Genomic DNA, 24943 nt, shown 5'->3' with positions numbered 1-24943 from the left:
CTTTTACGTTAATACTATCTTGATACTTTTTTTAAATTACATTACAATTTAAAAAAAGTAAGTAAAAGGCATAAAACAAGATAAATTTATGGGTGGTACAGTTCAAATAAAATGTCCTAATTGTGGTTTATTCAACACGAACGCAGATCATTGTTCGAACTGTGGCACCCTTCTTTCTTATAAAAAAAGAAGAGCACTGGCTCATGAAGAACAGAAAAAAGAACGTTTCGAGCGCGAGGAAACCAAAAAGAAAAACTCTCCTTCTTGGATTGAATCTGGTAAAAAGAGTAAAAATCCAATAGTGCGTATTGGCGCTCACATGACGAACTCTATAGTTATAGTTGTTATGGCGATAGGTGCCTTTTTCGCTTGGTTGTTCACCTTCTTGGCGGCATGAGAATTATAAAACATCCTGTGTTTTTAACAAGCTTAGCACTGGCGAGTTTTATTTATTTATCAAGTGTCTTCAACTTACAACTCCCCAACTGGATTACATTTTATGTAAATGATGCCTTATGTATGCCCCTCGTATTATCGTTTTGTCTGATTGGTGTAAGATTAATTAAGAGCGACAAAAACGTATATTTAACAGTATTACCTATTGCATTATTAACACTGCTTTACGCGCTACTTTTCGAATGGTGGTTACCTCAATCAAACCCGAGATATACAGCAGATTGGATTGACGTTATGTTGTATGTTTTAGGAAGTTTTGCGTTTTATTTTTATCAGAAGAAATTGTATTGATTGTTAACTTCTGAAGCATCACAACTAAATTCGTCTTTACAATGTTTTCAGAAACCCTAATCGTGAAAAATTAAAGTTGACTCGCCTTTCTCCACTTTTAAAGTGACTGTAGCACCAAGAATCATGGCGCGATTATCTTTTTCGTGACCTGCAGGCATATTAAAAGCCACAGGAAAATCATACTCAGCAACAATATCTAGAATGATTTCATCGATTGTTCTACCAAAATCTGTGGTGTTTTTTCGTACTCTACTCATATCACCAACCAAAATACCTTTACAATTTTCAAAATATCCAGCTCGTTTTAAACTTTGCAACATACGATCTATATGATAAGCGTATTCTCCGATTTCCTCAATAAAAAGAATCTCTCCAGAAGTATCCAAACTGGTTTCCGAACCTAGCATAGTGTGTAGTAGTGTTAAATTTCCACCGGCAATTGGAGCAGTCACCATTCCAGGTTTGTTATAGCTAGATCCTTTTAAAGTGTACGATAAATTTTTTCCGAAAATGGCATTTTTAAATGTCGAAATGGTTTCAGGAATATCGGCCAAATTTTGAGGTAGACTCACACACATCATCGCATGCATAGATTCGTACCCTAAATTATGAATTTGATTATGAATGGCTGTAATGTCCGAGTATCCAATTACCCATTTAGGTTGCAACTTAAACTTAGAGTAATCTAATAAATCTATCATTCTCACTGTTCCGTATCCACCTCGAGCACACCAAATTGCTTTTATTTTAGGATCGTCTAAAGCCTTCTGAAAATCGGAAGCCCGTTGTTTATCTGTTCCTGCAAAATGTCCGTTTTGAGCAAAAACATGCTCACCAACTACAGCATGAAGTCCCCAGCTTTCTATTAAATCTTTAGCTCTGTTAACCTCATCATATCTATTTTTTAATACGCCAGAGGGCGCTAAAATAGCAACAGTATCTCCCGCTTTTAAAAATGGCGGTTGGATATATGTTTTTTGTTGGTTAACGAAAGACTGGTCTACAGAGTATTGTGCCATTATGGTACTAATATTTAAACTAAAAAAAATAAAAAATAGGGCTAATAATATTCGATTAGAGGACATAAAATGTGCTTTTTGTAAAAGTACATTTTTTTTCTAAATGGTTAATGAATTGCGTACTTTTGTGCCTTTAAAACAGAAACGAGACATGTCTAAAAGATATACCATTACAGCAGCGTTACCATACACCAACGGTCCTATACACATTGGACATTTAGCCGGTGTTTACGTGCCTGCCGATATTTATGCCCGATATTTACGCCTTACAGGAAACGATGTTCTATTTATTTGCGGAAGCGACGAACACGGTGTTCCAATTACTATTAAAGCGAAAAAAGAAGGTGTAACACCTCAAGATATTGTAGATAAATATCACGCGATTATAAAAACATCGTTTGAAGATTTTGGTGTCTCTTTCGATAATTACTCTAGAACCTCAGCTAAAATTCATCACGATACCGCATCTGAGTTTTTCACAACTTTATATGACAAAGGTGAATTTACCGAAGAAACTACCGAGCAGTTATACGACGAAGAAGCGAATCAGTTTTTAGCCGATCGTTTTGTAGTGGGGACTTGCCCGAAATGTAACTACGAAGAAGCTTATGGCGATCAGTGTGAAAAGTGCGGTAGTAGTTTAAATGCGACAGATTTAATTAATCCGAAATCTGCTATTACAGGAAATGTACCGACTTTAAAACAAACGAAACACTGGTTTTTACCTTTAGATAAGCACGAAGAGTTCTTAAAAGAATGGATTTTAAAAGGTCATAAAAAGGATTGGAAACCTAATGTTTACGGCCAAGTAAAATCTTGGATCGACGATGGTTTACGTCCGCGTGCCGTGACTCGTGATTTAGATTGGGGAATTCCTGTCCCTGTAGAAGGTGCCGAAGGAAAAGTACTTTACGTTTGGTTTGATGCGCCAATTGGATACATCTCGTCTACTAAAGAATGGGCGGCTCGCGAAGGAAAAGATTGGGAACCGTATTGGAAAGACAAAGACACCACTCTAGTACATTTTATTGGTAAGGATAATATTGTATTTCACTGTATAATTTTCCCTGCCATGTTAAAAGCAGAAGGGTCTTATATTTTACCTGAAAATGTGCCAGCAAACGAATTTTTAAACTTAGAAGGTAATAAATTATCGACTTCTAAAAACTGGGCCGTTTGGTTACCTGAATATTTAGAAGATTTTCCTGGTCAGCAAGATGTGTTGCGCTATGCCTTAACAGCAAATGCTCCAGAAACTAAAGATAACGACTTTACTTGGAAGGATTTCCAAGCCAGAAACAACAACGAATTGGTTGCTATTTTCGGAAACCTCATTAACCGTGTTGTTGTATTAACAAATAAATATTACAATGGTGTTGTTCCTACTCCAAGTGCGTTTTCTCAAATAGACGAAGAAACATTGGCCGCATTAAAAGCGTATCCAGCTGTAATTTCTAGTTCTATTGAGCGCTACCGTTTCCGTGAAGCAAGTCAGGAATTAATGAATTTAGCTCGACTTGGAAACAAATATTTAGCCGATGAAGAGCCTTGGAAAATGATAAAAGTAGATGAAGCTCGTACACAAACCATTATGTTTGTTGCACTTCAAATTGCTTCAGGACTAGCAACACTTTGCGAACCCTTTTTACCATTTACTTCAGCAAAATTAAAAGGTATTTTAAACCTTTCAGATGAAAATAGTTGGGATAGTATTTCTACTAAAGACGTATTACTTCCTGCAAATCATCAAATTGAAAAAGGAGAATTATTATTTTCAAAAATTGAAGATGATACTATCCAAAAGCAATTAGATAAATTAATAGCTAGTAAGAAAGCAAACGAAGCCGCTAACAAAGTTGTTGAACCTCAAAAGGATACCATTACATTCGACGATTTCTCTAAACTAGATTTACGTGTTGGCACGATTTTAGAAGCAGAGAAAATGCCGAAAGCAAAAAAATTATTGGTATTAAAAGTTGATACCGGAATCGATGTCCGCACAATTGTTTCTGGAATAGCAGAAAGTTTCACTCCAGAAGACGTTGTTGGAAAACGCGTTACTGTCTTGGTAAATTTAGCGCCAAGAGCATTACGTGGCGTAGATAGTGAAGGTATGATTTTAATGACTGAAACTGCCGAAGGAAAACTTGTATTTGTTAACCCTGATGAAAAAGGAGTGACTAACGGATTACAAATTAGTTAGGAATTTCCGGAAAGAAACCATCATCCAAACTAAAATATTATGATAAAGAAAGTATTACCATTTTTAATAATTGCGGTTCTAATTGTAAGCTGTAAAAGCAATAAAGAATCAACAGCGACTAACGGAGATAATAGTATGACGAGTTTAGATTGGAATGGTACTTATGTGGGCACAACACCGTGTGCAGATTGCGAAGGTATTAAAACTGTAATTACTTTAAATACCGATTTAACCTTTACGAAGAAAACGCAGTATTTAGTAAAATCGACAGAGGTCTACACAGAAAACGGATCGTTTTCTTGGAATAAAGCGGGAAGTACGGTAACTCTAAAAGCAGACGGAGCATCTTATAATTATCTTGTTGGAGAGCATACACTTACGCATTTAGATTTAAGCGGTAAGAAAATTACAGGAGATTTAGCCGACAACTATATTTTAAAGCAACAAGGCACAGATACTTTAAAAGATATGCCTTGGAAGTTGGTCGAGCTTAGAGGTAAAGCTATTGAAAACGCATCTAAGCAACCTTATTTAATACTAGCAACAGAAGACAATCGTGTTAGCGGAAACACAAGCTGTAATGGTTTTGGTGGCGAGTACGAACTGTTAGAAGGTAACAGAATTAAATTTTCTAAAATGATGCACACCATGATGGCGTGTCCAAATATGTCTATTGAAAATGAATTTATGCAAGTTTTAGAAGTGGCAGATAATTACACCGTAGTAAATGGCGTTTTAAACTTAAACAAAGGTCGTATGGCGACTATGGCAAAATTTGAAGTTGACTATTTCGTGAACTAGTTTTTTGTCCTAAATCATATAGTAAAAGACCTCTCAATTTTATATTTGAGAGGTCTTTTTATTTCTAGTTATGTCTCTTTTTTTTCTTACGAACATCCTTATATTTACAGTCCTTTTCAAAATCTAAACATGACTATTTTACACTATATAATATCCCAAACTCAGCTTCCAGAATTGGGCGTAAAAAACACTTTAAATTTATTAAATGAAGACTGTACCATTCCGTTTATCTCCAGATATAGAAAGGAATTAACAGGACATTTAGACGAAGTTCAGATTGCAGATATCGTAAAATATAAGGATATTTTTGAAGCCTTAGAAAAGCGAAAAACTACCATATTAAAAGCGCTTGAAGAACAGGCTGTTTTAACACCCGAACTGGAGAAAAAAATTAAATCTACTACCGATTTAATTACGCTTGAAGACTTATATCTACCTTTTAAAAAAAGCAGAAAAACCAAAGCAGAAAAAGCAAGACAACTGGGCTTAGAACCTTTGGCTAAAATTATCATGAGTCAAAATGCGAACGATGTAGAATCTATCGCATTTAAGTATGTAAAAGGCGATGTAATTTCTGCCGAAGATGCTCTGGAAGGGGCTCGTCATATTATTTCAGAATGGATAAACGAACGTACAGATGTTAGAAACAACATCCGTTTTCAATTAGAACGTCATGCCACCATTATAACGAAAGCTGTAAAAACAAAAGCCAAAGACGAAAAAGCTCAAAAATTTAAAGACTATTTCGATTGGACCGAAGCTTTTAGCCGCATTCCGTCGCACCGCTTATTAGCGATTCTTAGAGCAGAAAAAGAAGGATTTATCCGTGTAAAAATTGAAATTGATAACGAACGCGTTTTAGAGAAAATAGAAGATCGCATCATTAAATCTAGAAATGCATGTGCCAATCAGATTTCATTAGCTATTCAAGATGCCTATAAACGTTTATTGTTGCCAGCCTTAACAAACGAAGCGATGCAAGTCGCCAAAGACAAGGCCGACGAAGGTGCCATACAGGTATTTGCAAAAAACTTAAAACAACTACTTTTAGGGTCTCCACTAGGACAAAAACGTGTTTTGGCCATCGACCCTGGATTTAGATCGGGTTGTAAAGTTGTGTGTTTAGACGAGCAAGGCGATTTAAAACATAATGAAAATATTTATCCGCATCAGCCAAAAAATGATAGTACTGGAGCGATAAGAAGAATAAGCACTCTGTTAGAAACCTATAATATAGAGGCTATCGCTATTGGAAACGGTACTGCATCTAGAGAAACAGAAACATTAATTCGTAGTATTCCGTTTAAAAAAGATATTCAGATTTTTGTAGTGAGCGAAGCCGGTGCATCTATCTATTCGGCTTCAAAAATTGCACGAGACGAATTTCCTAATTACGATGTGACTGTTAGAGGCTCTGTATCTATTGGACGACGTTTGCAAGATCCGCTAGCAGAGCTGGTAAAAATTGATGCCAAATCTATTGGTGTCGGACAATATCAGCACGATGTCGACCAAACGAAACTTCAGAAACAATTAGATGTTGTAGTCGAAAATTGTGTGAATGCCGTGGGTGTAAATGTAAACACCGCAAGTACTTCTTTATTAAGTTATGTGTCTGGTATCGGACCAAAATTAGCCGAAAACATAGTGCATTATAGAACCGAAAATGGCGCATTTAAGACGCGAGCATCAATAAAAAAAGTACCGCGTTTAGGCGAAAAAGCCTTCGAACAGGGTGCAGGATTCTTACGCATTAAAGATGCAAAAAATCCGTTAGACGATTCGGCTGTACACCCGGAACGTTACGCTATTGTCCAAAGAATGGCGAAAGATTCTGGTAAAAGTATTTCAGAATTAATTGGTAATTCGGCTGTGCTTCAAAATATAAATCTTAAATCGTATTGTTCAGATACTGTTGGATTACCAACACTTCAAGACATTATAAAAGAACTTGAAAAACCTGGATTAGACATTAGACAACAAGCTAAAGCCTTCGCTTTTAATCAAGATATAAAAACCATTAACGATGTTAGCGAGGGACAGTTATTACCTGGAATAGTTAATAACATTACAAATTTTGGATGTTTCGTAGACATCGGAATTAAAGAAAGCGGACTTATTCACGTGTCTAATTTATCGGATAGTTTTGTGAAAGATGTAACTGAGCATGTGAGTTTACATCAGCAAATTATTGTAAAAGTGCTTGAGGTAGATGTTCAGCGTAAGCGTATTCAATTAAAATTGGAAAAGTAACATGTTAAAAATCGCATACCATCCCATTTATAATCATCCCCTTCCCAAGGGGCATCGGTTTCCCATGGAAAAATATGAATTACTAAAATTACAATTGATTTACGAAGGGACAGCTACAGAAGAGAATTTCTTCGAACCAGAACTTTTACAAAATCATAAGCCAATCTTAGCAGTTCATGATGCAGAATATTTCTACGACTTATTAAACATAACTTTAAATCATCAGGCGGCACTTAAAATTGGTTTTTTATTAAGTGAACGTTTAATAGCCCGTGAAATATGCATTGTATCCGGTACTTTAAAGGCTACTGAATATGCTCTAAAACACGGCATAGCTATGAACATTGCAGGAGGTACTCATCATGCCTACTCTACCCACGGTGAAGGGTTTTGTATGTTAAACGACCAAGCTATAGCCGCTAAGCACTTATTGCACGAACAAATAGCAAAACAGATTCTTATAGTAGATTTAGACGTGCACCAAGGCAATGGTACCGCAGAAATATTTCAAAACGAATCACGTGTATTTACCTTTTCTATGCACGCTAAAAACAATTATCCGTTCGAAAAAGAACAGAGCGATTTGGATATTGAATTAGATGATAACACTAACGACCACGCATATCTAGAAATTCTAAAAACCACATTACCCCAATTAATTACAGAACACCAACCAGATTTTATATTCTACCAATGCGGTGTGGATATTATCGCTTCGGATAAATTAGGCAAATTAGGGCTTCCCATAGCGGGTTGTAAGGCGAGAGATCGCTTTGTTTTAGAAACATGTAAAACACATGCTATTCCTGTTATGTGCAGTATGGGTGGTGGTTATGCACCTGAAATAAAAACGATTATTGAAGCACACTCAAACACTTACAGAATTGCTCAGGAACTTTATTTTTAATTGAATTCCGTATCACATTTTTATTTAAATACTCCTTCTTAATTGGGTTAAACAGCTTCCAAAGTCGCGTATAATAATCTAATTATAGAACAAAATCTTTCCTGCTTTTAAACGGCAAAACATAAGTATATTTTATCACATTTAGAATATTTATAATCAAGTTATTGCGTACTTTTGCCGCCCTCTAATTTTTTATTGATATGACAAAACCTAGAATTGCACTCGTGGTAGGCATTATTTGTATTTCCATCTTCCCTGTCTTGGTACGATTAAGTTTAACTCCAGGGTTAATTTCGGCATTTTATCGCATGTTATTCGCATCTGTTCTTATTTTACCTTATGTATTAATTACTAAGCAAATTAAACTACCTTCAAAAAAAATGCTCGCATTGGCATCGATGTGTGGGGTTGTATTTGGGCTAGATGTTGGTGTTTGGAATATTGCAATTCAAGAATCTTCGGCAACGCAAGCGACACTTTTAACAAACTTATCTCCGGTTTGGGTAGGGATTGGAGCTTTTCTCTTTTTAAAAGACAAACCTTTACGTAATTTTTGGATTGGGACAGTAATCGCCATTATAGGCATGATTACTTTAGTAGGATTTCAGTTTTTCATAAAATTAGATTTCGATCTTGCTTTCTTCTTTGCCATTCTCTCGGGCATGTTGTATGCTGTTTATATGCTAACCAGTAAATTTGTATTAGAAGAAACCGACGTATTAAGTTTTATGACTATAAGTGTGGTTTCATCGGCGATAGCTTTAGGGCTATTAAGTTTTGCGATGGGCGAACCATTTTCAGGGTTTTCGAATACAGGTTGGGGCGTTTTAATCATTCAAGGTTTGGTTTGTCAGCTTCTCGCTTGGTTACTTATAAGTTACGCCACAAAATACATGCGGGCAACGCGAGTTTCTGTAAGCTTATTAGGACAAGCTATTTTAGCATCTATTCTAGCTTGGATTTTTCTGGATGAAACCATTACGCTACAGATGGTTATAGGTGGAATAATTTTACTTTTTGGTATTCGTATTACGTTTTATACCAAACAAATTTCGTTATTTAGAATGCCTAAAAAAGCAAAATCTTAAGGATTTTAATTTAAAATTGAATTGAATTATCTATAACTTTACTAAAAACCAGAAAATATGTTATCAAAAAAAATAGAAGAAGTATTAAATAATCAAATTAGAATTGAAGCTGAATCTTCTCAGATTTATTTAGCTATGGCTTGTTGGGCAGAAGTAAAAGGCTTAGAAGGTATCGCTAACTTTATGTTTAAGCAATCTGATGAAGAGCGTGAACACATGCTTAAATTAATTAAATTTATAAACGAGCGTGGCGGACATGCCTTTATATCGGAGTTAAAAGCGCCGGATGTATCGTTTAAATCGTTTAAAGAAATGTTTGAAATGCTTTTTGAACATGAAATCTTTGTAAGTGAAAGCATCAACGAACTTGTGCATATTTCTTTAGAGCAAAAGGATTACGCGACTCACAATTTCTTACAATGGTATGTTTCTGAGCAAATTGAAGAAGAAGCTATGGCCAGAACAATCTTAGACAAGATTAATTTAATTGGAGATGATAAAGGTGGTCTATACTTATTTGATAGAGATATCAATCAGCTTACCGTAAGTACAGCCTCTACTATGAGTCCTGAGTAAATTTTAACATTTAATCTTATTTAGATTAAGTAAAAATAATTATTTTTGAAGCCTAAACCTCTAGTAACATTTGTTTTGGGCAAGAAAAAGGAACTTAAGTTAAAAAAGAAAGAGCTTAAAAAAGCAAAAGCTATTTTGTTAGATGCCGGTTTTAAGATAGCCGACAAATGCAAAACAAAATGTTGCGATAAATATTTAAAATCTGAAAAGAAACGTTGTAGCAAATGCCCATGTTTCGATTTAATTCAGAAAGTTGCATAAATTAAAAAAGCCTCAAAATTAAAATTTTGAGGCTTTTTTGTTATATCTAAATCAAGCTTTTAAGCCGAATTTCTACTCGCATTAATATTTCCGAATAACGAACGTGTTACTAAATTTTCGTAAATTTTAATTTGTTCTTCGTCTCTTACTTCTGCCTTTTCTAACTCTTGGATTTTTCTTAAAGCAAATTGCTGAATGGTTAATAAAGGTAAAACCATTGATTCTCTAAGATCGATAGATGCTTTACCAGCTGGCTCGTCTTCCATCAACACTTTGTAACCCGTAAGTTTTAACAACAGCTCTTTTGTAATTAAATATTCGTCATGAATAATATTCCAAAATTCACCAAACTCAGGATCTTCTGACATGTATTTGGTTAAATCGAAAAATGATTTAGACAATGACATCATACTATTTTCTATTAATGTTTTAAAGAAACTTGACGAATTGTAAAGTGCTTTTACTTTATCAAATTCACCTGCATCATCATATTTCTTTAATGCAGTCCCGACTCCAAAGAATCCAGGTACATTTTGTTTTAACTGGCTCCAAGATCCAACAAAAGGAATGGCTCTTAAATCTTCGAAAACTAAGGCATTTGACTTTCCACGTTTAGACGGACGACTACCAATATTAGTTTTTGCATAGTATTTTAAGGTACTCATACGTTCTAAATATGGTACAAACATCTTGTGATTTTTAAAATCTACATAAGTTTTAAAACTAATTTCGGCCAAGTCGTTCATCACGACTGTATTATCTGCAGTCATTGCCGCATTGGTATCGTTTAAGCGATTATGAATTCCTGAACTTATTAATTGTTCTAAATTATATTGAGACGAATCTAAAGTTCCGAAATTAGAACTAATGGTTTGTCCTTGTATGGTAAGTTGTACTTCTTTATCTTCAATTGTCGGTCCTAATGATGCATAAAATTGGTGTGTTTTTCCTCCACCACGAGCAGGAGGTCCGCCACGTCCATCAAAGAATAACACGGTAACATCATATTTTCTAGAGATTTCGGTTAAACGCTCTTTAGCTTTAAAAATAGCCCAGTTTGCCATTAAATAACCACCATCTTTTGTCCCATCAGAAAAACCTAACATTATGGTTTGTTTATTACCTCTAGATTTTAAGTGTGCACTATATGCAGGATTTGTATACAACTCTTCCATAACGGTATGTGCATTCTCTAAATCTGTAATGGTCTCAAACAACGGCCCAATATCAACAGTTAATTTGTCATGGAAAGCCACAAGCTTTAACATGGCAAATAATTGCATTACGTTTAATGTGGTTTGGTTGTTACTAATAATATAACGATTCGCAGCTCTTTCTCCGTTATAATCTTGAATATGCTTAATCGCAACCATAGAGTTCAAGGTCTTTAATACATCTTCTCCTTCGAAAATAGACATATCTACAGAGCCGTCGACTTTAGATAAAATAGCTACTTGTTCTTTTTCTGAAAGCTGATTATAATCTTTAGGGAAAATATCACTTCCTGAAGCTATTACAGCCTCTACCATATCTGTAAATACCTGATCGTGCGCACGACTATCTTGTCTGATATCTAAAGAAGCAAAATGGAATCCGAATAATTTAATTTTGTTCATGAAGCTTTTAACTTCGGTCACATAAAGTGATTGATGCTTTTCTGATAAGGTCACAATAATTGCCTCTAACTCAGAATTTAATTGGTCTAAGGTGATAAAAGATTCCCCAGACGTATCAATCATTTGTTTGTATAGTTTCTCTTCGATAAAAGAAATACGTTCTTCCACACCAACAAAGGTTAGTCTACGTTTTAATCGGCGGGCATCGCGATAATAATTTTTCAAGACCGCTTGTTTTAAACGCTCAGACACTTTAAGTGTAATTTCCGGCGTTACAAAAGGGTTTCCATCACGATCTCCTCCTGGCCAGAATCCGATATTTAAAATATCATTATCTATTTCTTTATTATCGAAAATATTTTGCTGGATATAGTCGTATATCGAACCAAATGAATAATAAAACACATTCTCTAGGTACCAAATTAAGCTAATAGCTTCATCGTAAGGCGATGGCTTTTTATGCTTAAAGAACGGTGTTTTCCCTAACTGCGCTAACAAATCGTTTATTAATAACAAATCGTTTTCTTGAATAGCCGACGTTAAATCGGTAATAATTCCTAGTACAGAACCTGGATAAAACTGTGTTGGGTGAGCCGTAAGTACAATTCGTACTTTAAACTCTTCAAGATATTGTCTTAAAAGTTCTGTTTTGTTTTCTGAACTTGCCGTTTCCTTTAAGCTTCTAAGTGTTCCAATCCCGTCCATATTGTTTACAACAGGGAAAGCAGCATCTTCAATAGCGTCAAATAAAACAACTTGTCTTTCTATATATTGAATAAATCTGAATAATAAATTGATTTGACTTTCGTCTGATCGTCTCGCTTGGTATTTTTCAAAAAACGATTCTACAATCATCGAGGGGTTATCTCCATTTTGGAATCCTTTCTCACAAGTTTCATGAAAAAGTGGTAATAAGACACCCGTTTTGGTAATAGAATCAAACGGTAACGTCATGAAAATACTATTGTATATCTGATATTTAGATAATACATTCTGATTAAATCGAGTTAATTTTGGTTGTACTGACATGTTTTAACTTCTTTATTTTTCATAAAAATACTAAAGGTTAGCCAAAAGCCTATCATAGTTATACAAATTTTGTGTAAATTTAAATTAAAGCAATTTATAGGTCTATTTTAATGCATAATATGCTCTATTCTTTATTTTGAATAAAGTCTACTGAAATTTCAATAACTATTGTGGGTTATAAAATGGTGCAATTACACTTAAAAACAGACATAAATAGAGGGCGAATTACTAATTATTAAAATACACTGCGCTTGCAATAATTGCTTTGAAGAAAGAAAAGTAGGATTATATAAACATAGTAATCATGAAAAAAAAATCGTCAAAAATAATATTGGGTATATGCTGGCTCCTTTTTATTATTTGGGAAATATTGGTAATAAATTGGGCCAACGCACAAGATTATGTTTTTAAAAGAATAGATCTCGTTATTATTTTGCCCATACTTATTTTATTTACCATATATATGTTGTTTCAGATTTTTCGTGAGAAACGTAAAAAGAAGAAAAAAAGGAGTATAAAATAAGGGGATGACTCTTTTAAGAATCACCCCCTAGTTTTATCTTCGTTATTTCCCCATCATTACGATTTCATTACAAACAATTTCTGTAACAAATCGTTTTTCACCGTCTTTGGTATCGTAGCTTCTAGATGTTAATTTACCATCTATAGCCACTTCCTTTCCTTTAGTTAAATAATTTTCTACCAATTTGGCTGTTGCTCCCCAGGCCACCACATTATGCCATTGGGTATCTGTAACTTTTTCTCCGGCTTTATTTTTATAACTTTCGTTAGTTGCTAGAGAGAATTTCGCTAGCGTGGTCCCGGATTCTAAATTAATAATTTCTGGATTGTTTCCTAAGTTTCCAATCAACTGTACTTTGTTTCTAAGCGTGCTCATAATTATAAATTTTAATGTTAAACAGTTAATACCTGTCTTAGTGTTTTAAGACATTACAAAGATGCGATGACACTTAAATAACAGTCGGTTTATAACTATTTAAACTCACTTACACACGATTGTAGTCGTTTGTAAACGGATAATAATAGTATAATAAGAGCTCCATTTTTTCAAAAAATTATTTGAAATTTTAAACGACTCATTCAATAATTATTTAACTTTATTGCAAAATAAACCAACCATGAAAAACATTCTACTTTTTTTGATTCTACTTCAATTAGCAACGTATACAAGCTATGCGCAAGAACATGAAACAGAACACGATATAGAATTAGGACATGAAGAAGGAGAACATTTTCATCGTCATCAAATTGGAGCAATGATTGGACATGCTCATATTTATCAGGGCAGTCATGCTGAAGGTAAAAAGTGGCTTGTTGTGCCTATGGTTAGTTTAAACTACAATTACTGGATAAATAAAACATGGGGAATTGGACTTCATACAGATTTTATTTTGGAAACTTATGAAGTGCATGAAGAAGGGGAAGATGGAGAAATTGAAATTCTAGAACGTGAATTGCCTATTGCTCCTGCTTTAATGGCTGCTTATAAACCTGGAGAACACTTTACTTTTATGTTAGGGGTTGGAGAAGAATTTGCAAAAGAAGAAGACTTATTCCTAATACGAGGCGAAGTAGAATATAGCTTAGAGCTACCCAATGCCTTCGAGCTTGGTGCTGCTGTAGGTTATGATGTACGTTTTGATGCTTACGACTCTTGGGTGTTAGCTCTAGGCGTATCTAAAATGTTTTAAATTATAAAAATGGATAAATCTTGTTTAGAATGTGGTGAAAAAATAATTGGGCGATCGGACAAAAAGTTTTGCAACGATTACTGCAGAAATGCCTATAATAACCAGATAAACAAGGATTCTAAAAATTTAATTAGAAACACAAACAACAAATTACGTAAGAATTGGCGGATTTTAGAAACTTTAAATCCTGATCAGAAAACGAAAACCACTAAATTAAAGCTACTTAATTTAGGGTTCGATTTTAATTTATTTACAAGTATATATATTACAAAGGCAGGAACCACGTATTACTTTGTATACAATCAAGGGTATTTACCGTTAGAAGGTGACTATTATGCACTAGTAAAACGAGACAGTTAATGATCTATTTATTTCCAATTATGACCTTTTAATGTCAGCGCTGCCTTTAAAATATCTTTCTGACTAATTTGCCCAGCTAATTTGCCGTCTATGACTATAGGAAAACGACGACGTTTAGATTCCAAAAACTTATTTGCGGCATCGAAGATGTTCATATTCCCATCTATAGTTTCGACATCTCTTATCATGCGTGTTTCCACTTTGTGTTGTTCCATAGGCATATTGTAATATCTACTATCACTAATTTGCTTTAAACAATCTCCTTCCGAAATGATTCCTATTAATTCGTAATTATCATTAACTACTGGACCTCCCGAAATCTTATTTGCTATTAATTTGTCAATAACATCTTCAACCATTTCTTCTGGTTTGAACGTAATTAATTCTCGGCTCATATAATCGCAAACTCGAACAGCAACATGCTCTATTTCCAGATTTTGTTTCTTCCTGGCTCCTACAAAACTCTTAATACCCATAATAATAAATCTTTAGATTAATCTTAAACTTACTAAATATTAAGCAATTAACCTAACTTAATTTTAAAGATATAATAGTTTTAACGTTAAATATTAATAAAATAACAAAAACAAACAACAACCGTTTACCTGGTAAATGCTTCTCCAATTCTAAAATATACACCCCAATCGTCTCGTCCAACAGCAGCATCGAAACCAATATTAATATTTGCCTTTGGTATAGCCAAATAACGTATTCCTGCTCCCATTGCAGGCAAAGTATTATCTAGACTTATATCACTCACTGTGTTAATGGCAGTTGCCAAACCAGCAAAAGCAACATAACCCCATTTTTTATTTAAGGCATGTCTATATTCCGTCTGTACATCGTATACCTGATCGGCTCTAAATTTACCGTTAGAATATCCTCTTAAATCGTCTCTCCCCACAACATTCTGTCCGGAAAACGGAACATCTCCAATTGCTATTTGAGCATACCCTCTTAACAACATTGTATTTGTCTCTTGCATGGGATAATACTTGTTGTACTCCATATTTATATTAGAATAATTTGAAGTACTCCCTAAACCAGTAAGAAAATGCATTGTACTTAACTTTGCATTCATTCCTGTTAAGGGCCTCATTTGGTTATCTCGTGTATCGTAAACCGATGCTAAACCAAAACCAAATAAATTATTTTCTTCATCTTTTTTTAAAGCCGTATCGAAATCGGTAAGATTATGAGAGTACAATAAGTGTCCACCTACATATAGTTTCTTATACACTTCGGTTACAAACTCTGCAAACGCAAATTGAAACGAATTATTATACCCAACAAACTCTCCTTCCGGCTGTATTACATTAAAAATATCATCTGGTAAAAACTCAAGAAAATCGCCCCAATCTACATACGTTTGAAAATTAACAGACCCCGTTCCTACTACAAATTTTGCCCGCTGTTTATCTTCATTAAAATAAAAGGTATTCGGTATAATAACCATCCATGTTTTATTAGTACTGTACGTACCAATAATCATAGATTTAGAAATTGGAGAAATCGTGTCTTTTGGGTTTAATTTATAGAAACCAGAACCCATAGCCCCAAACATGGTTCCGAAACTGTTATTATAAGTAATGGTTGGAATAATTACAGTTTTTACTTTCTTTTCTGCCTTAGCTTTTCCCTTTTGTTCAACTATAGAATCTTGAGCGAAAGTTGACAGAGAGCATAAAAATAAAATAACATAAAAATACTTCATATTGTTACAGTTAAGTTTTAGAACAAATTAATCGGTAAACGATTTAATTATAATAGAATCTTCTGTTCTCTTTAAAGGAATAACAGCATTCATTTTATCGTTTGGAATGGTCGCAGAAAGCACGTAATGGGCAACTTTCCAAGACTGACCGTCAAATTTCATAACTCCAGAACCACGACACACACCCATTTGGGTGTTTAACAACTCGTCGAACCAAGCTATATGAGCATCACCCAGAAATATATGTCGTTCTAAAGCAGTAAACGTCCACGCGCTTCCTTTATCAAAATGAGGCTTGCTATATGCTTTAAAAGCCTCAAGTTCCCAATGTTCACTAGCATCCGTTCCCACAAAAACAGCATCGGTTGCCATTAAGTTAAAATAAGAATTAAAATTGGCATCGGCAGCCGCTTTATGCCAAGCATCTAGATTTAGAGCAATGGCTTGCTTGATTTTATCTTGATTCTGAAATGCATCTGATTTTAAATCTTGAGCATTGGTATTTACAACAACAAAAAAGATTAGAAATACTGAAGCAAACACATGTTTTAAGTTTATCATGGCTTTTCTATATTTTGAGAATCCTTCTCGTATTTTTTATTGATTTGTAAATTGAGATTAGAATATGCAATCAGGGTTTCTTTAACGTTTTGTAATTGTTCCTCTTTAGGAATATCTCGTAAACTTAAAACACTCTGTAATTTCAGCATTTTGGTTTCGAGACTTAAAAAACGAGCTTGTATTGAAGGTGTGTTTACCACTTCTGGAATCCCGTTTACCACTTCTTTTAGTAAAGTCTCTATAGATTTAGAAGTCCCTTGAAAATAGGATACATCTCCAGATTTTAATTGAGCCATCACAACTTCCAATTCTTTAAATTTATCCCAAGTTTCAATATCAGATTCCACTTTTCGGTCTAAAACATAATCGGTGTATTTCAATTTTAAAATGTCGTCTTTAAATATAAAAGGAGACACTTCTTCTTCGACCACTTCCTTCTCTTTTTTTTCAGACGAGTTACACGCCCAAAGCCCTAAACATAATAATAGTATAGTAATTTTTTTCATTGGTAATACCGCTATAAAATTTCAATAAGATGAATCATTAAACAAAAATATGGAACACCTAAGTACCATAACTTAATTTAGATGCTAACAAATATATGTTGATGTTCATTAAAATCATCTTTATAATTATTTTTCCTTTATTAAAATACACTTTATTCTTATTTCTGACCTGTTCTAGCTCTTCAATTTCGGGAAATTCTTCACTTATATTACACCTTAGATAAAATATTAGTGTGTCCCCATAAAATTAGATCTAACAAACAAGCACCTCAATATAAATTAAAACTATAGAGATTTTAATTCATTTATCATTAAAAATATAATGCAGAAATACCAAAACTAAACCATAATAATACCTGCGAGACATAACATAAAAAGCATGAATAAAAAAGATCATTAATTTAAATAAAGTAGCTGTATTTATTAATTCATTACCTACTTATATGTTTGTTAAAAAAAATTCAAGACGAAATAAAAAATTCCCAAAAATTCCCAATTAGTTGCCTTTTCGATTAATTAATCTTAATTTTAAATTAAAATGACGAGCTTAATCGTCCTAAAAAATTGAATTTATGAAACATATTATAGCCCTATTTTGTTTAGCCTTAGTATTTACATCTTGTGAAGGAGACCAAGGACCTCCAGGACGCGATGGCGTTGACGGAGATGTTGGAGTAGCTTTTGAAATTGAACGTAACTTTACTTCTGCAAATGGCTTCCAAATTCAGGAAGGATACGGATTTGACATCGTTCCTTCAGACGTTGTTTTAGTGTATATATCTTGGGAAACCTTAAACGGTCAAGAAATCTGGAGACTTGTACCACAAACAGAATATTTAGATGGTGGAGGCATGTTAACTTATAACTATGATTTTACTGACACTGATTATAGAATTTTCTTAACGGCAGATTTCGATCTTAATACATTAGATAGTAGTTATACGCAAAATCAGTTTTTTAGAGTTGTTATTGTCCCAGCAGATTACATTAACGGTATTGACACTAGTAACTTAGACAACGTAATTCAGGCTGCCAACATTGAAGGTTTTAAGAGTCTTGAAACCATGTAATAAAAGATTCAGCATAGTACAATTACAAAATCGGCTTGGATGTATTTCAAGCCGATTTTTGCTTTTAAAATTAATTTAAATCCGAACGGTTACCGTATAATTCTTTAACATACTTATGAAAGTTAAATTTAAAATATTCAAAGAAGTCGCTTTAAATCTAAGCTTTACAAAATCTGCCGAAATTTTAAATTTATCGCAACCTGCAGTTTCTAAAACCATACGAACTCTAGAAGATACTTACAAAAAAACATTTTTTATTCGTTTGGGAAATAATATAGAGCTAACTCCCGATGGACTTGATTTTTTAGAATATGCTGAAAAAATTCTGGCGCTTCATGCCGAATTAGACAACCATTTTTTAACCTTAGACCAAAACGAACAAAAACTAATAAAATTTGGAGCAAGTACGACTTTAGCCGATTTCATTCTCCCTCAAATTCTAGCAAAATCACAAAAAAATACGCCCAATACAACGGTGCAACTTATAAGTGGAAACACCGAACATATTGAACATTTAATAACAAGCTTACAATTAGATTTTGGTATTATTGAAGGAAGTAGCCATAATAAACAATTACAATACGAGAAGTTTATAAAAGATGAAATTGTGTTGGTTACTCATGTTAATAATCCTAAATTTAAAACAGGTGTCTTACAGTTAAGCGATTTAGAAAACTTACCCATGGTCGAACGGGAACATGGTTCTGGAACGCGAGAAATTATCTACAAAAAATTAAGCGAATATGGCATTAAGCAATTAAAATCGCATGTAACTTTACACAGTACTATTGCCATTAAAAATTATTTATACCATTCTAAAAGTTATGCCTTATTGTCTATACATTCGGTTAGCGACGATTTATTAAACAATAAATTAAAAGTAATAGACATACAGGATTTTAATTTTGAACGCTGGTTTTATTTTGTTTCCCGACAAGGGTTTCAATCTAAAACTAAAGACTTTTTCGAGAAACTCATAAAACTTAATCATAACTAAAAGTTATTGCCTATAACTTTTTTCATCTCAAAAAAAGCATAACCTCGATGTATCTTTGCTTCAAATTAGGAAACAATGAAAACGCATCTATCTAAAATCTATTTTTTCGCAGTTATCGCACTTGCGTTAGCTGGGCAAATTTCTAGTCCGATGGCTTTAGGATTGGGATTTGTTTTTACCTTATTTTTCAAACACCCTTTTTTAGAAAAGAGTCAGAAAAGCATTAATTTCTTACTGAAAATTGCAGTTATAGGATTGGGATTTGGAATGGCTCTTGTAGAAACTATACAAACAAGTATTTCTAGTTTTGGACTGACTTTATTTTGTGTGTTCTTAACTGTGAGTTTTGGTCTTCTATTAGCAAAATATTTACACTTAGATAAATCACTGGGTCACCTGATAACATCAGGAACTTCCATTTGTGGAGGTAGTGCCATCGCGGCCATATCACCCATTATTAAGGCAGACACAAAAACCATAACTATGGCACTTGGTGTCGTATTCTTTTTAAATGCTGTAGCCTTAGTAATCTTCCCGTACTTAGGACATTTCTTCGGATTAAATCAGCATCAATTTGGATTGTGGTGTGCAGTTGCAATCCACGATACAAGCTCTGTGGTTGGTGCCGCACTTAGTTATGGTGAAGACGCTTTAAAAATAGCTACTACGGTAAAATTGTCTAGAACCTTATGGATTATTCCAATGTCTATCGTATCTATGTTTTTATTTAAAAATAGTGGTCAGAAAATAAAATTTCCACTTTTTATATTATTGTTTATTGTAGCAATTTTAATACACAGTGCTAATCTACTTCCAGACACCCTAACAACATCTTTTGTTTCAATTTCTAAACATTTACTTGTGGTTACTCTATTTTTAGTGGGAACTACCATGTCGGTTTCAGATTTAAAAACAACAGGATGGAAACCTATGGCGTTCGCTACAACACTGTGGATATTTGTTTCCGCCATATCGCTATGCTACATTTTATACTTCTCTGTTTAGACCAACATCAAGCTATTTTTTTAAAACGAAATAACTTCATTTTATGACCAAAAAACGAAATAAACGTAACACCTACCGCAAAGCGATAATTATAGTAATAAAGCAAACCGTAATAAATCCTATAGATCATTTATGGTCGTTTATTGGTGCTTTTACAGGAATTGCTTTAATAGGTAGCTTACAAACTTTAACCCTAACGTCTTTAGATAATACGTTCTTAATTGGTTCGTTTGGGGCATCAGCTGTACTTATTTATGGTGAAACTAGTAGTCCGTTGGCGCAACCTAGAAACTTAGTTGGCGGACATGTATTAAGTGCAATTATAGGCGTGTGTATCGCGAAATTAATTCCGCATCCGAACTTGAGTTGGTTAGCCTGTGCTCTAGCCGTATCACTTGCCATTGTTATCATGCAAATCACAAAAACAATGCATCCTCCGGGAGGAGCAACTGCCCTTATCGCAGTAATTGGAAGCACTCAAATTAAAAGCTTAGGCTTTCTATATGTTATAAACCCCGTACTTATTGGCGTTGTAATTTTACTTGTTACGGCTTACTTTACAAACAAATTTGCTAGGCATAGGCAATATCCTTTTAACTCGCGCCCAAAATAACTTAATTTAGATTTTTAATTACTCAAACGTATAACTTATAAGTATACAAACCGCCTACACAACACATTTTATAATTTATTTTAGTCAGTTTAAAACCTTAATTAGATATTTTGCGTAAGTATTTGCAAACCGTCTAAAATTAGGGTGCTTTTTTATGTTTAAAAGCGTCTAGATATTGACCACTTTCTAGTATTAACTCCTCTGTAGTTGGAGGACAACCAAATTATGAAACAATGAAACACTATTTATCAGTAGCATTTATATTGCTTACCTGTATAATGTATGCGCAACAAATCTCCGGAAAAATATTTAATACCGAAAATAAGCCAGTAGAAGAAGTTAGTATCTTTAATAAATCCACACAAATACACACGCATTCTTCAACAACAGGATCTTTTTCTTTAAATAAAACTAAAGTAAGCGACACTATTTATATATCTCGCTTGGGATATGAACCTAGGACTATAGTTGTAACTCAGGATAATTTAAACACTCCAATTATTATAACCTTAAACGATGCCAATATTTCTTTGAATCAAGTGAGATTGGTTGCAGAAATAGACGCGTTTAGCAAATTTGTAGATGTAGATGTTCAAGCAAGTCCTGTAAAATCGTCTCAAGAAATTTTAAGAAAAGTTCCAGGATTAATTATTGGTCAGCACGCTGGTGGCGGAAAAGCAGAACAAATATTTTTAAGAGGTTTCGATATCGACCATGGAACGGATGTTAATCTAACTGTAGACGGGTTACCTGTAAACATGGTATCGCACGCTCATGGCCAAGGCTATTCAGATTTGCACTTTGTAATCCCAGAAACTATAGACAATATAAACTTTGGAAAAGGGACTTATTATGCAGATCAAGGAAACTTTACAACGGCAGGATATGTGAGTTTAGGTCTTAAAGAAAGACTGAATAACAATTACATCTCAATAGAAGCAGGTCAATTTAACACCAACCGACTTATGGGAATGTTTAATGTATTGGACACCGATAAGAGTAGCGCCTATATTGCCTCAGAATTGTCTTTAACAGATGGCCCATTCGATTCTCCTCAAAATTTTAGTAGAATAAATGTCATGGGGCGTTATAATTATAAATTAGCAGGAGATCAAAAGTTGAGTTTAACCCTATCGCATTTTCAAAGTAAATGGGATGCATCAGGTCAAATTCCTCAACGTGCTATAGACGATGGTAGTATTGATCGTTTTGGAGCCATAGACGACACAGAAGGTGGAGAAACAAGCAGAACCAACGTGCTGTTAAATCACACAAAAGTTATAGACAACGATAAGTCATTTAAAACATCGGCTTATGTCTCTCAATATAATTTTGAACTCTTCTCTAATTTTACCTTTTACTTAGACGATCCAGTCAATGGAGATCAAATAAGGCAATTCGAGGAACGCCTTACTACCGGTGCAAGTACAGTATATGAACATAGAAATATTGAACTAGGACAAAACACCTTATTTAAATATCAGGCTGGAGTAGGATTTAGATATGATAATGTAGACGATGTTGAATTATCCCATACGCTAAACAGAAAAACGATTCTAGATTATAAAGCACTAGGTGATATTGACGAAGTAAACACGTATGCCTTTCTAAACACAGAATTTAAAACAGGTAAGTGGACGTTTAATCCTTCTGCGAGAATTGATTTTTTTAAATTCCAATATGAAGATAAATTATCTGAAACCTATAGCGATAAGGCTGAAACAAAAATGCGTGTAAGTCCCAAAATGAATACTATTTATTCCGTAAACGATAAAGTACAATTATTTTTAAAGGCAGGTATGGGCTTCCATTCTAACGATACGCGCGTTGTAGTAGCCAACAACGGGAAATCTATTCTTCCTGCAGCCTATGGAGCAGATTTAGGAACACTTATAAAACCAACAGGTAAATTGGCCCTAAATGCAAGTTTATGGTATCTGTTTTTAGAACAGGAATTTGTGTATGTAGGAGACGCCGCCATCGTAGAACCTAGTGGAAAATCACAACGTATAGGAATAGATTTTGGAGCAAGATACCAAGCCTTAGATTGGTTATATATATATGCAGATGTTAACTACGCTCACGGAAGGAGTGTAGACGATCCAGACGGAGAAAATTACATACCACTAGCACCAGATTTAACCTCGGCTGGAGGTCTTTTATTCGATAATTTGGGTCGATTTTCCGGAGGAATAAATTATAGATATATAGACGATAGGCCTGCAAACGAAGATAATTCTATAGTAGCAGAAGGATATTTTGTATCAGATTTTAATGTAAATTATACTTTAAATAATTGGACGTATAGTATAATTATTGAAAATTTATTTAATACCGAATGGAACGAAACTCAATTTGCCACAGAGAGTAGATTATATGACGAAGTTGCACCAGTAGATGAAATTCACTTCACTCCAGGTACACCATTTTATATTCGCGGGAAAATTGCATTTACGTTTTAATTCCATTTACATAGCTATCCTAGGGAGACTATCAGTTTTTGATAGTCTCTTTTTTTTATAAATCTATTTAAATATTAAGGGAACAATACTAGTTGCTAAAATTAAAAGTTTTATTGTATATTTAAAACACTATGTTTCAAACAACTAAATTAAAACGTTTTTATTATGAATTCTTTAAAATTAGATTACGAAGGCTTATCAATTAATTTCAAGGATAACCAGCATCATGATGCCGATATAATGTGGGAACCAACTACCGATGTGGAGGTTGATGGTACACTTTATAAAGCAGGTGAATATATACATGTGATGTCGGTAGAATACGATGCACCCGACAACAATTATTCGCTATTGAACAAATTTTTCTCTACTACACATTTGGAAATGTCTTCTGAAGATTTTGAAGCACTGAAACAAACTATACTATCGCACCAAAACGAATCGACAAAGCTATTTTATAACGATCGCTTAATTAAGGTGAATTAAAGGCACAAAAAAACCTTCAGCTTAATACAATTAACAAGCTGAAGGTTAAAAAAAAATAGTAATCAAAAAATTGTCAATTATTTTAGGTTAATCGATTCCTAAAAAACACACTACAAAGATACATCTAACCCGCTTTACTATATATGACATTTGTTAGCTTATGAAAAATAATCTAAAATTCTTTCCTTAATAGCATAATGGATCGATTTTTTCCAATAGATGAAATTATAAAAAGTACTCCGTAAAAAGTAAATTAAGACAAGTAAAAAACAGAGTGTTTAAATAGGGTTTAATTGCACTAAAACAAAAAAAACATACAAGAATGTTACTTTACAGAATAACGGCGTTTAACGGCTTTATAAGAAGAAAAAAAATAAAAGTAGTAACATAAGCCTGGGAATTATGAAAATAACCAGGGTTTTGTTCTCGACTACGCTCGAACACCATTCAACGAAATGTTTTAATTTTTGATTATCCGAAAAGCATATAAACAAAGAAAATGTTCAACATATTAATATCGAAAAGAAGTTGAAAAATGAGTAAACCGAAAATATAGATCTCGACTACGCTCGAACGCCCTGTAAGGAAATATTTAAATTTCAGGTTTCTCCAAAAGTATATAAACAAAAAAAAACCTCAACAAATAAATGTTGAGGATTTAGTTTTAAAAAAGGCGACGACCTACTCTCCCACAAATGCAGTACCATCGGCGCTAATAGGCTTAACTTCTCTGTTCGGAATGGTAAGAGGTGAGCCCTATCGCAATAATCACCTTAAATTGTTGATCGTTAGATGTAATTATTTACAATCTAATCAACCGCGCAACTGCGCAAATATCTTAACATATTGAAAAAGGACCTTAATAGTCTTTATTTTAAAAATACTTTATAATAATAATTCTTTTTAACTTAATAAAAAAACATGCGCCCCTCATTACTCTTGCAAGTAACTGTCCTC

General features: G+C 33.8%; 23 protein-coding genes and 1 rRNA gene. 16 read left to right on the top strand and 8 right to left on the bottom strand.

Translation table 11 applies throughout. The features are described from left to right. Nucleotides 1-88: 88 nt before the first annotated feature. Complete coding sequence (locus AC0UBM_RS10125) at nt 89-397, top strand: hypothetical protein (protein WP_475688535.1); 309 nt, start codon at nt 89-91, stop codon at nt 395-397. Beyond that, nucleotides 394-747, top strand: coding sequence for a hypothetical protein (locus AC0UBM_RS10120; protein WP_414036478.1), 354 nt, complete (start codon nt 394-396; stop codon nt 745-747). The genes AC0UBM_RS10125 and AC0UBM_RS10120 overlap by 4 nt, the downstream gene beginning before the upstream one ends. 56 nt (nt 748-803) lie before the next feature. Here AC0UBM_RS10120 and AC0UBM_RS10115 read toward each other — a convergent pair whose 3' ends face one another. Continuing rightward, nucleotides 804-1766 carry a S66 peptidase family protein gene (locus tag AC0UBM_RS10115; RefSeq protein ID WP_475688534.1) on the bottom strand — a complete coding sequence of 321 codons (963 nt, stop codon included), beginning with the start codon at nt 1764-1766 and terminating at the stop codon, nt 804-806. Between the two features lie 103 nt (nt 1767-1869). Between AC0UBM_RS10115 and metG the strand changes: the two genes are divergently transcribed. The 6 genes from metG (at nt 1870) to AC0UBM_RS10085 (ending at nt 9594) form a co-directional block, all read left to right on the top strand. Then, nucleotides 1870-3969 carry a methionine--tRNA ligase gene (gene metG, locus AC0UBM_RS10110; RefSeq protein ID WP_475688533.1) on the top strand — a complete coding sequence of 700 codons (2100 nt, stop codon included), beginning with the start codon at nt 1870-1872 and terminating at the stop codon, nt 3967-3969. 39 nt (nt 3970-4008) lie between these two features. After that, the gene (locus AC0UBM_RS10105) at nt 4009-4770 is read left to right on the top strand and encodes a copper resistance protein NlpE N-terminal domain-containing protein (protein ID WP_475688532.1); all 762 of its coding nucleotides are present in this window, start codon (nt 4009-4011) and stop codon (nt 4768-4770) included. A 129-nt stretch (nt 4771-4899) separates the two neighbouring features. Next, nucleotides 4900-7023 (top strand): Tex family protein, encoded by a 2124-nt coding sequence (locus tag AC0UBM_RS10100; protein ID WP_475688531.1) that lies wholly within the window; start codon nt 4900-4902, stop codon nt 7021-7023. Nucleotide 7024: 1 nt separating this feature from the next. Further along, nucleotides 7025-7930, top strand: coding sequence for a histone deacetylase family protein (locus tag AC0UBM_RS10095; protein WP_475688530.1), 906 nt, complete (start codon nt 7025-7027; stop codon nt 7928-7930). Between the two features lie 200 nt (nt 7931-8130). Beyond that, nucleotides 8131-9018, top strand: a complete 888-nt coding sequence (locus tag AC0UBM_RS10090) for a DMT family transporter (RefSeq protein ID WP_475688529.1) — start codon at nt 8131-8133, stop codon at nt 9016-9018. A 57-nt stretch (nt 9019-9075) separates the two neighbouring features. Further along, on the top strand, nt 9076-9594 hold the full coding sequence (locus tag AC0UBM_RS10085) for a ferritin (RefSeq protein WP_414036471.1): 519 nt from the start codon (nt 9076-9078) through the stop codon (nt 9592-9594). Between the two features lie 320 nt (nt 9595-9914). On the opposite strand, the gene AC0UBM_RS10080 is transcribed toward AC0UBM_RS10085, so the two are convergent. Beyond that, nucleotides 9915-12500 carry a phosphoenolpyruvate carboxylase gene (locus AC0UBM_RS10080; RefSeq protein ID WP_475688528.1) on the bottom strand — a complete coding sequence of 862 codons (2586 nt, stop codon included), beginning with the start codon at nt 12498-12500 and terminating at the stop codon, nt 9915-9917. A 565-nt stretch (nt 12501-13065) separates the two neighbouring features. Then, complete coding sequence (locus tag AC0UBM_RS10075) at nt 13066-13398, bottom strand: single-stranded DNA-binding protein (protein WP_414036469.1); 333 nt, start codon at nt 13396-13398, stop codon at nt 13066-13068. A 241-nt stretch (nt 13399-13639) separates the two neighbouring features. Between AC0UBM_RS10075 and AC0UBM_RS10070 the strand changes: the two genes are divergently transcribed. Together AC0UBM_RS10070 and AC0UBM_RS10065 are read left to right on the top strand one after the other, a co-directional pair. Beyond that, nucleotides 13640-14212, top strand: coding sequence for a hypothetical protein (locus tag AC0UBM_RS10070; RefSeq protein ID WP_414036468.1), 573 nt, complete (start codon nt 13640-13642; stop codon nt 14210-14212). A gap of 9 nt (nt 14213-14221) precedes the next feature. Then, nucleotides 14222-14572, top strand: coding sequence for a hypothetical protein (locus AC0UBM_RS10065; RefSeq protein ID WP_414036467.1), 351 nt, complete (start codon nt 14222-14224; stop codon nt 14570-14572). Between the two features lie 8 nt (nt 14573-14580). Here the strand turns inward: AC0UBM_RS10065 and AC0UBM_RS10060 are convergent, their stop codons facing one another. From AC0UBM_RS10060 to AC0UBM_RS10045, 4 genes are all read right to left on the bottom strand, one after another. Then, on the bottom strand, nt 14581-15048 hold the full coding sequence (locus tag AC0UBM_RS10060) for a CBS domain-containing protein (RefSeq protein WP_475688527.1): 468 nt from the start codon (nt 15046-15048) through the stop codon (nt 14581-14583). Nucleotides 15049-15173: 125 nt separating this feature from the next. Further along, nucleotides 15174-16286: a BamA/TamA family outer membrane protein gene (locus tag AC0UBM_RS10055; protein WP_475688526.1), complete on the bottom strand. Its 1113-nt coding sequence runs from the start codon at nt 16284-16286 to the stop codon at nt 15174-15176. A 27-nt stretch (nt 16287-16313) separates the two neighbouring features. After that, nucleotides 16314-16847, bottom strand: coding sequence for a nuclear transport factor 2 family protein (locus tag AC0UBM_RS10050; RefSeq protein WP_475688525.1), 534 nt, complete (start codon nt 16845-16847; stop codon nt 16314-16316). Beyond that, nucleotides 16844-17353 (bottom strand): hypothetical protein, encoded by a 510-nt coding sequence (locus AC0UBM_RS10045; RefSeq protein WP_414036463.1) that lies wholly within the window; start codon nt 17351-17353, stop codon nt 16844-16846. Before AC0UBM_RS10045 ends, AC0UBM_RS10050 begins: the two co-directional genes overlap by 4 nt. A 572-nt stretch (nt 17354-17925) precedes the next feature. Between AC0UBM_RS10045 and AC0UBM_RS10040 the strand changes: the two genes are divergently transcribed. The 6 genes from AC0UBM_RS10040 to AC0UBM_RS10015 all read left to right on the top strand — a co-directional run bounded on the left by AC0UBM_RS10040 (nt 17926) and on the right by AC0UBM_RS10015 (nt 23986). Further along, complete coding sequence (locus AC0UBM_RS10040; RefSeq protein WP_475688524.1) at nt 17926-18423, top strand: hypothetical protein; 498 nt, start codon at nt 17926-17928, stop codon at nt 18421-18423. Between the two features lie 115 nt (nt 18424-18538). Next, a complete protein-coding gene (locus tag AC0UBM_RS10035) occupies nt 18539-19420 on the top strand; it encodes a LysR family transcriptional regulator (RefSeq protein WP_414036461.1) in 882 nt (293 codons plus the stop codon). 75 nt (nt 19421-19495) lie between these two features. Further along, entirely contained in the window at nt 19496-20425 is a 930-nt protein-coding gene (locus AC0UBM_RS10030; RefSeq protein ID WP_475688523.1) for a YeiH family protein, read from the top strand. Between the two features lie 43 nt (nt 20426-20468). After that, nucleotides 20469-21038, top strand: a complete 570-nt coding sequence (locus AC0UBM_RS10025; protein ID WP_475688522.1) for an HPP family protein — start codon at nt 20469-20471, stop codon at nt 21036-21038. A gap of 233 nt (nt 21039-21271) precedes the next feature. Next, entirely contained in the window at nt 21272-23500 is a 2229-nt protein-coding gene (locus tag AC0UBM_RS10020) for a TonB-dependent receptor (protein ID WP_475688521.1), read from the top strand. Between the two features lie 165 nt (nt 23501-23665). Continuing rightward, nucleotides 23666-23986: a hypothetical protein gene (locus AC0UBM_RS10015; protein WP_434037131.1), complete on the top strand. Its 321-nt coding sequence runs from the start codon at nt 23666-23668 to the stop codon at nt 23984-23986. Between the two features lie 668 nt (nt 23987-24654). Here AC0UBM_RS10015 and rrf read toward each other — a convergent pair. Continuing rightward, nucleotides 24655-24762 (bottom strand): 5S ribosomal RNA (gene rrf / locus AC0UBM_RS10010). Nucleotides 24763-24943 lie beyond the last annotated feature (181 nt).

The sequence above is a fragment of the Formosa sp. F44 genome, from assembly GCF_056238645.1.
The sequence above is the reverse complement of the archived record's forward strand: the minus strand, read 5'-3'. Positions and strand labels throughout refer to the sequence as shown.

Coding starts and splice junctions, on each gene's coding strand:
- AC0UBM_RS10015 (WP_434037131.1), top strand. CDS start 23,666: ATGAATTCTTTAAAATTAGATTACGAAGGCTTATCAATTAATTTCAAG.
- AC0UBM_RS10125 (WP_475688535.1), top strand. CDS start 89: ATGGGTGGTACAGTTCAAATAAAATGTCCTAATTGTGGTTTATTCAAC.
- AC0UBM_RS10035 (WP_414036461.1), top strand. CDS start 18,539: ATGAAAGTTAAATTTAAAATATTCAAAGAAGTCGCTTTAAATCTAAGC.
- AC0UBM_RS10065 (WP_414036467.1), top strand. CDS start 14,222: ATGGATAAATCTTGTTTAGAATGTGGTGAAAAAATAATTGGGCGATCG.
- AC0UBM_RS10030 (WP_475688523.1), top strand. CDS start 19,496: ATGAAAACGCATCTATCTAAAATCTATTTTTTCGCAGTTATCGCACTT.
- AC0UBM_RS10040 (WP_475688524.1), top strand. CDS start 17,926: ATGAAACATATTATAGCCCTATTTTGTTTAGCCTTAGTATTTACATCT.
- AC0UBM_RS10045 (WP_414036463.1), bottom strand. CDS start 17,353: ATGAAAAAAATTACTATACTATTATTATGTTTAGGGCTTTGGGCGTGT.
- AC0UBM_RS10050 (WP_475688525.1), bottom strand. CDS start 16,847: ATGATAAACTTAAAACATGTGTTTGCTTCAGTATTTCTAATCTTTTTT.
- AC0UBM_RS10120 (WP_414036478.1), top strand. CDS start 394: ATGAGAATTATAAAACATCCTGTGTTTTTAACAAGCTTAGCACTGGCG.
- AC0UBM_RS10100 (WP_475688531.1), top strand. CDS start 4,900: ATGACTATTTTACACTATATAATATCCCAAACTCAGCTTCCAGAATTG.
- AC0UBM_RS10105 (WP_475688532.1), top strand. CDS start 4,009: ATGATAAAGAAAGTATTACCATTTTTAATAATTGCGGTTCTAATTGTA.
- AC0UBM_RS10090 (WP_475688529.1), top strand. CDS start 8,131: ATGACAAAACCTAGAATTGCACTCGTGGTAGGCATTATTTGTATTTCC.
- AC0UBM_RS10025 (WP_475688522.1), top strand. CDS start 20,469: ATGACCAAAAAACGAAATAAACGTAACACCTACCGCAAAGCGATAATT.
- AC0UBM_RS10085 (WP_414036471.1), top strand. CDS start 9,076: ATGTTATCAAAAAAAATAGAAGAAGTATTAAATAATCAAATTAGAATT.
- AC0UBM_RS10095 (WP_475688530.1), top strand. CDS start 7,025: ATGTTAAAAATCGCATACCATCCCATTTATAATCATCCCCTTCCCAAG.
- AC0UBM_RS10070 (WP_414036468.1), top strand. CDS start 13,640: ATGAAAAACATTCTACTTTTTTTGATTCTACTTCAATTAGCAACGTAT.
- AC0UBM_RS10055 (WP_475688526.1), bottom strand. CDS start 16,286: ATGAAGTATTTTTATGTTATTTTATTTTTATGCTCTCTGTCAACTTTC.
- AC0UBM_RS10060 (WP_475688527.1), bottom strand. CDS start 15,048: ATGGGTATTAAGAGTTTTGTAGGAGCCAGGAAGAAACAAAATCTGGAA.
- AC0UBM_RS10020 (WP_475688521.1), top strand. CDS start 21,272: ATGAAACACTATTTATCAGTAGCATTTATATTGCTTACCTGTATAATG.
- AC0UBM_RS10075 (WP_414036469.1), bottom strand. CDS start 13,398: ATGAGCACGCTTAGAAACAAAGTACAGTTGATTGGAAACTTAGGAAAC.
- metG (WP_475688533.1), top strand. CDS start 1,870: ATGGTTAATGAATTGCGTACTTTTGTGCCTTTAAAACAGAAACGAGAC.
- AC0UBM_RS10115 (WP_475688534.1), bottom strand. CDS start 1,766: ATGGCACAATACTCTGTAGACCAGTCTTTCGTTAACCAACAAAAAACA.
- AC0UBM_RS10080 (WP_475688528.1), bottom strand. CDS start 12,500: ATGTCAGTACAACCAAAATTAACTCGATTTAATCAGAATGTATTATCT.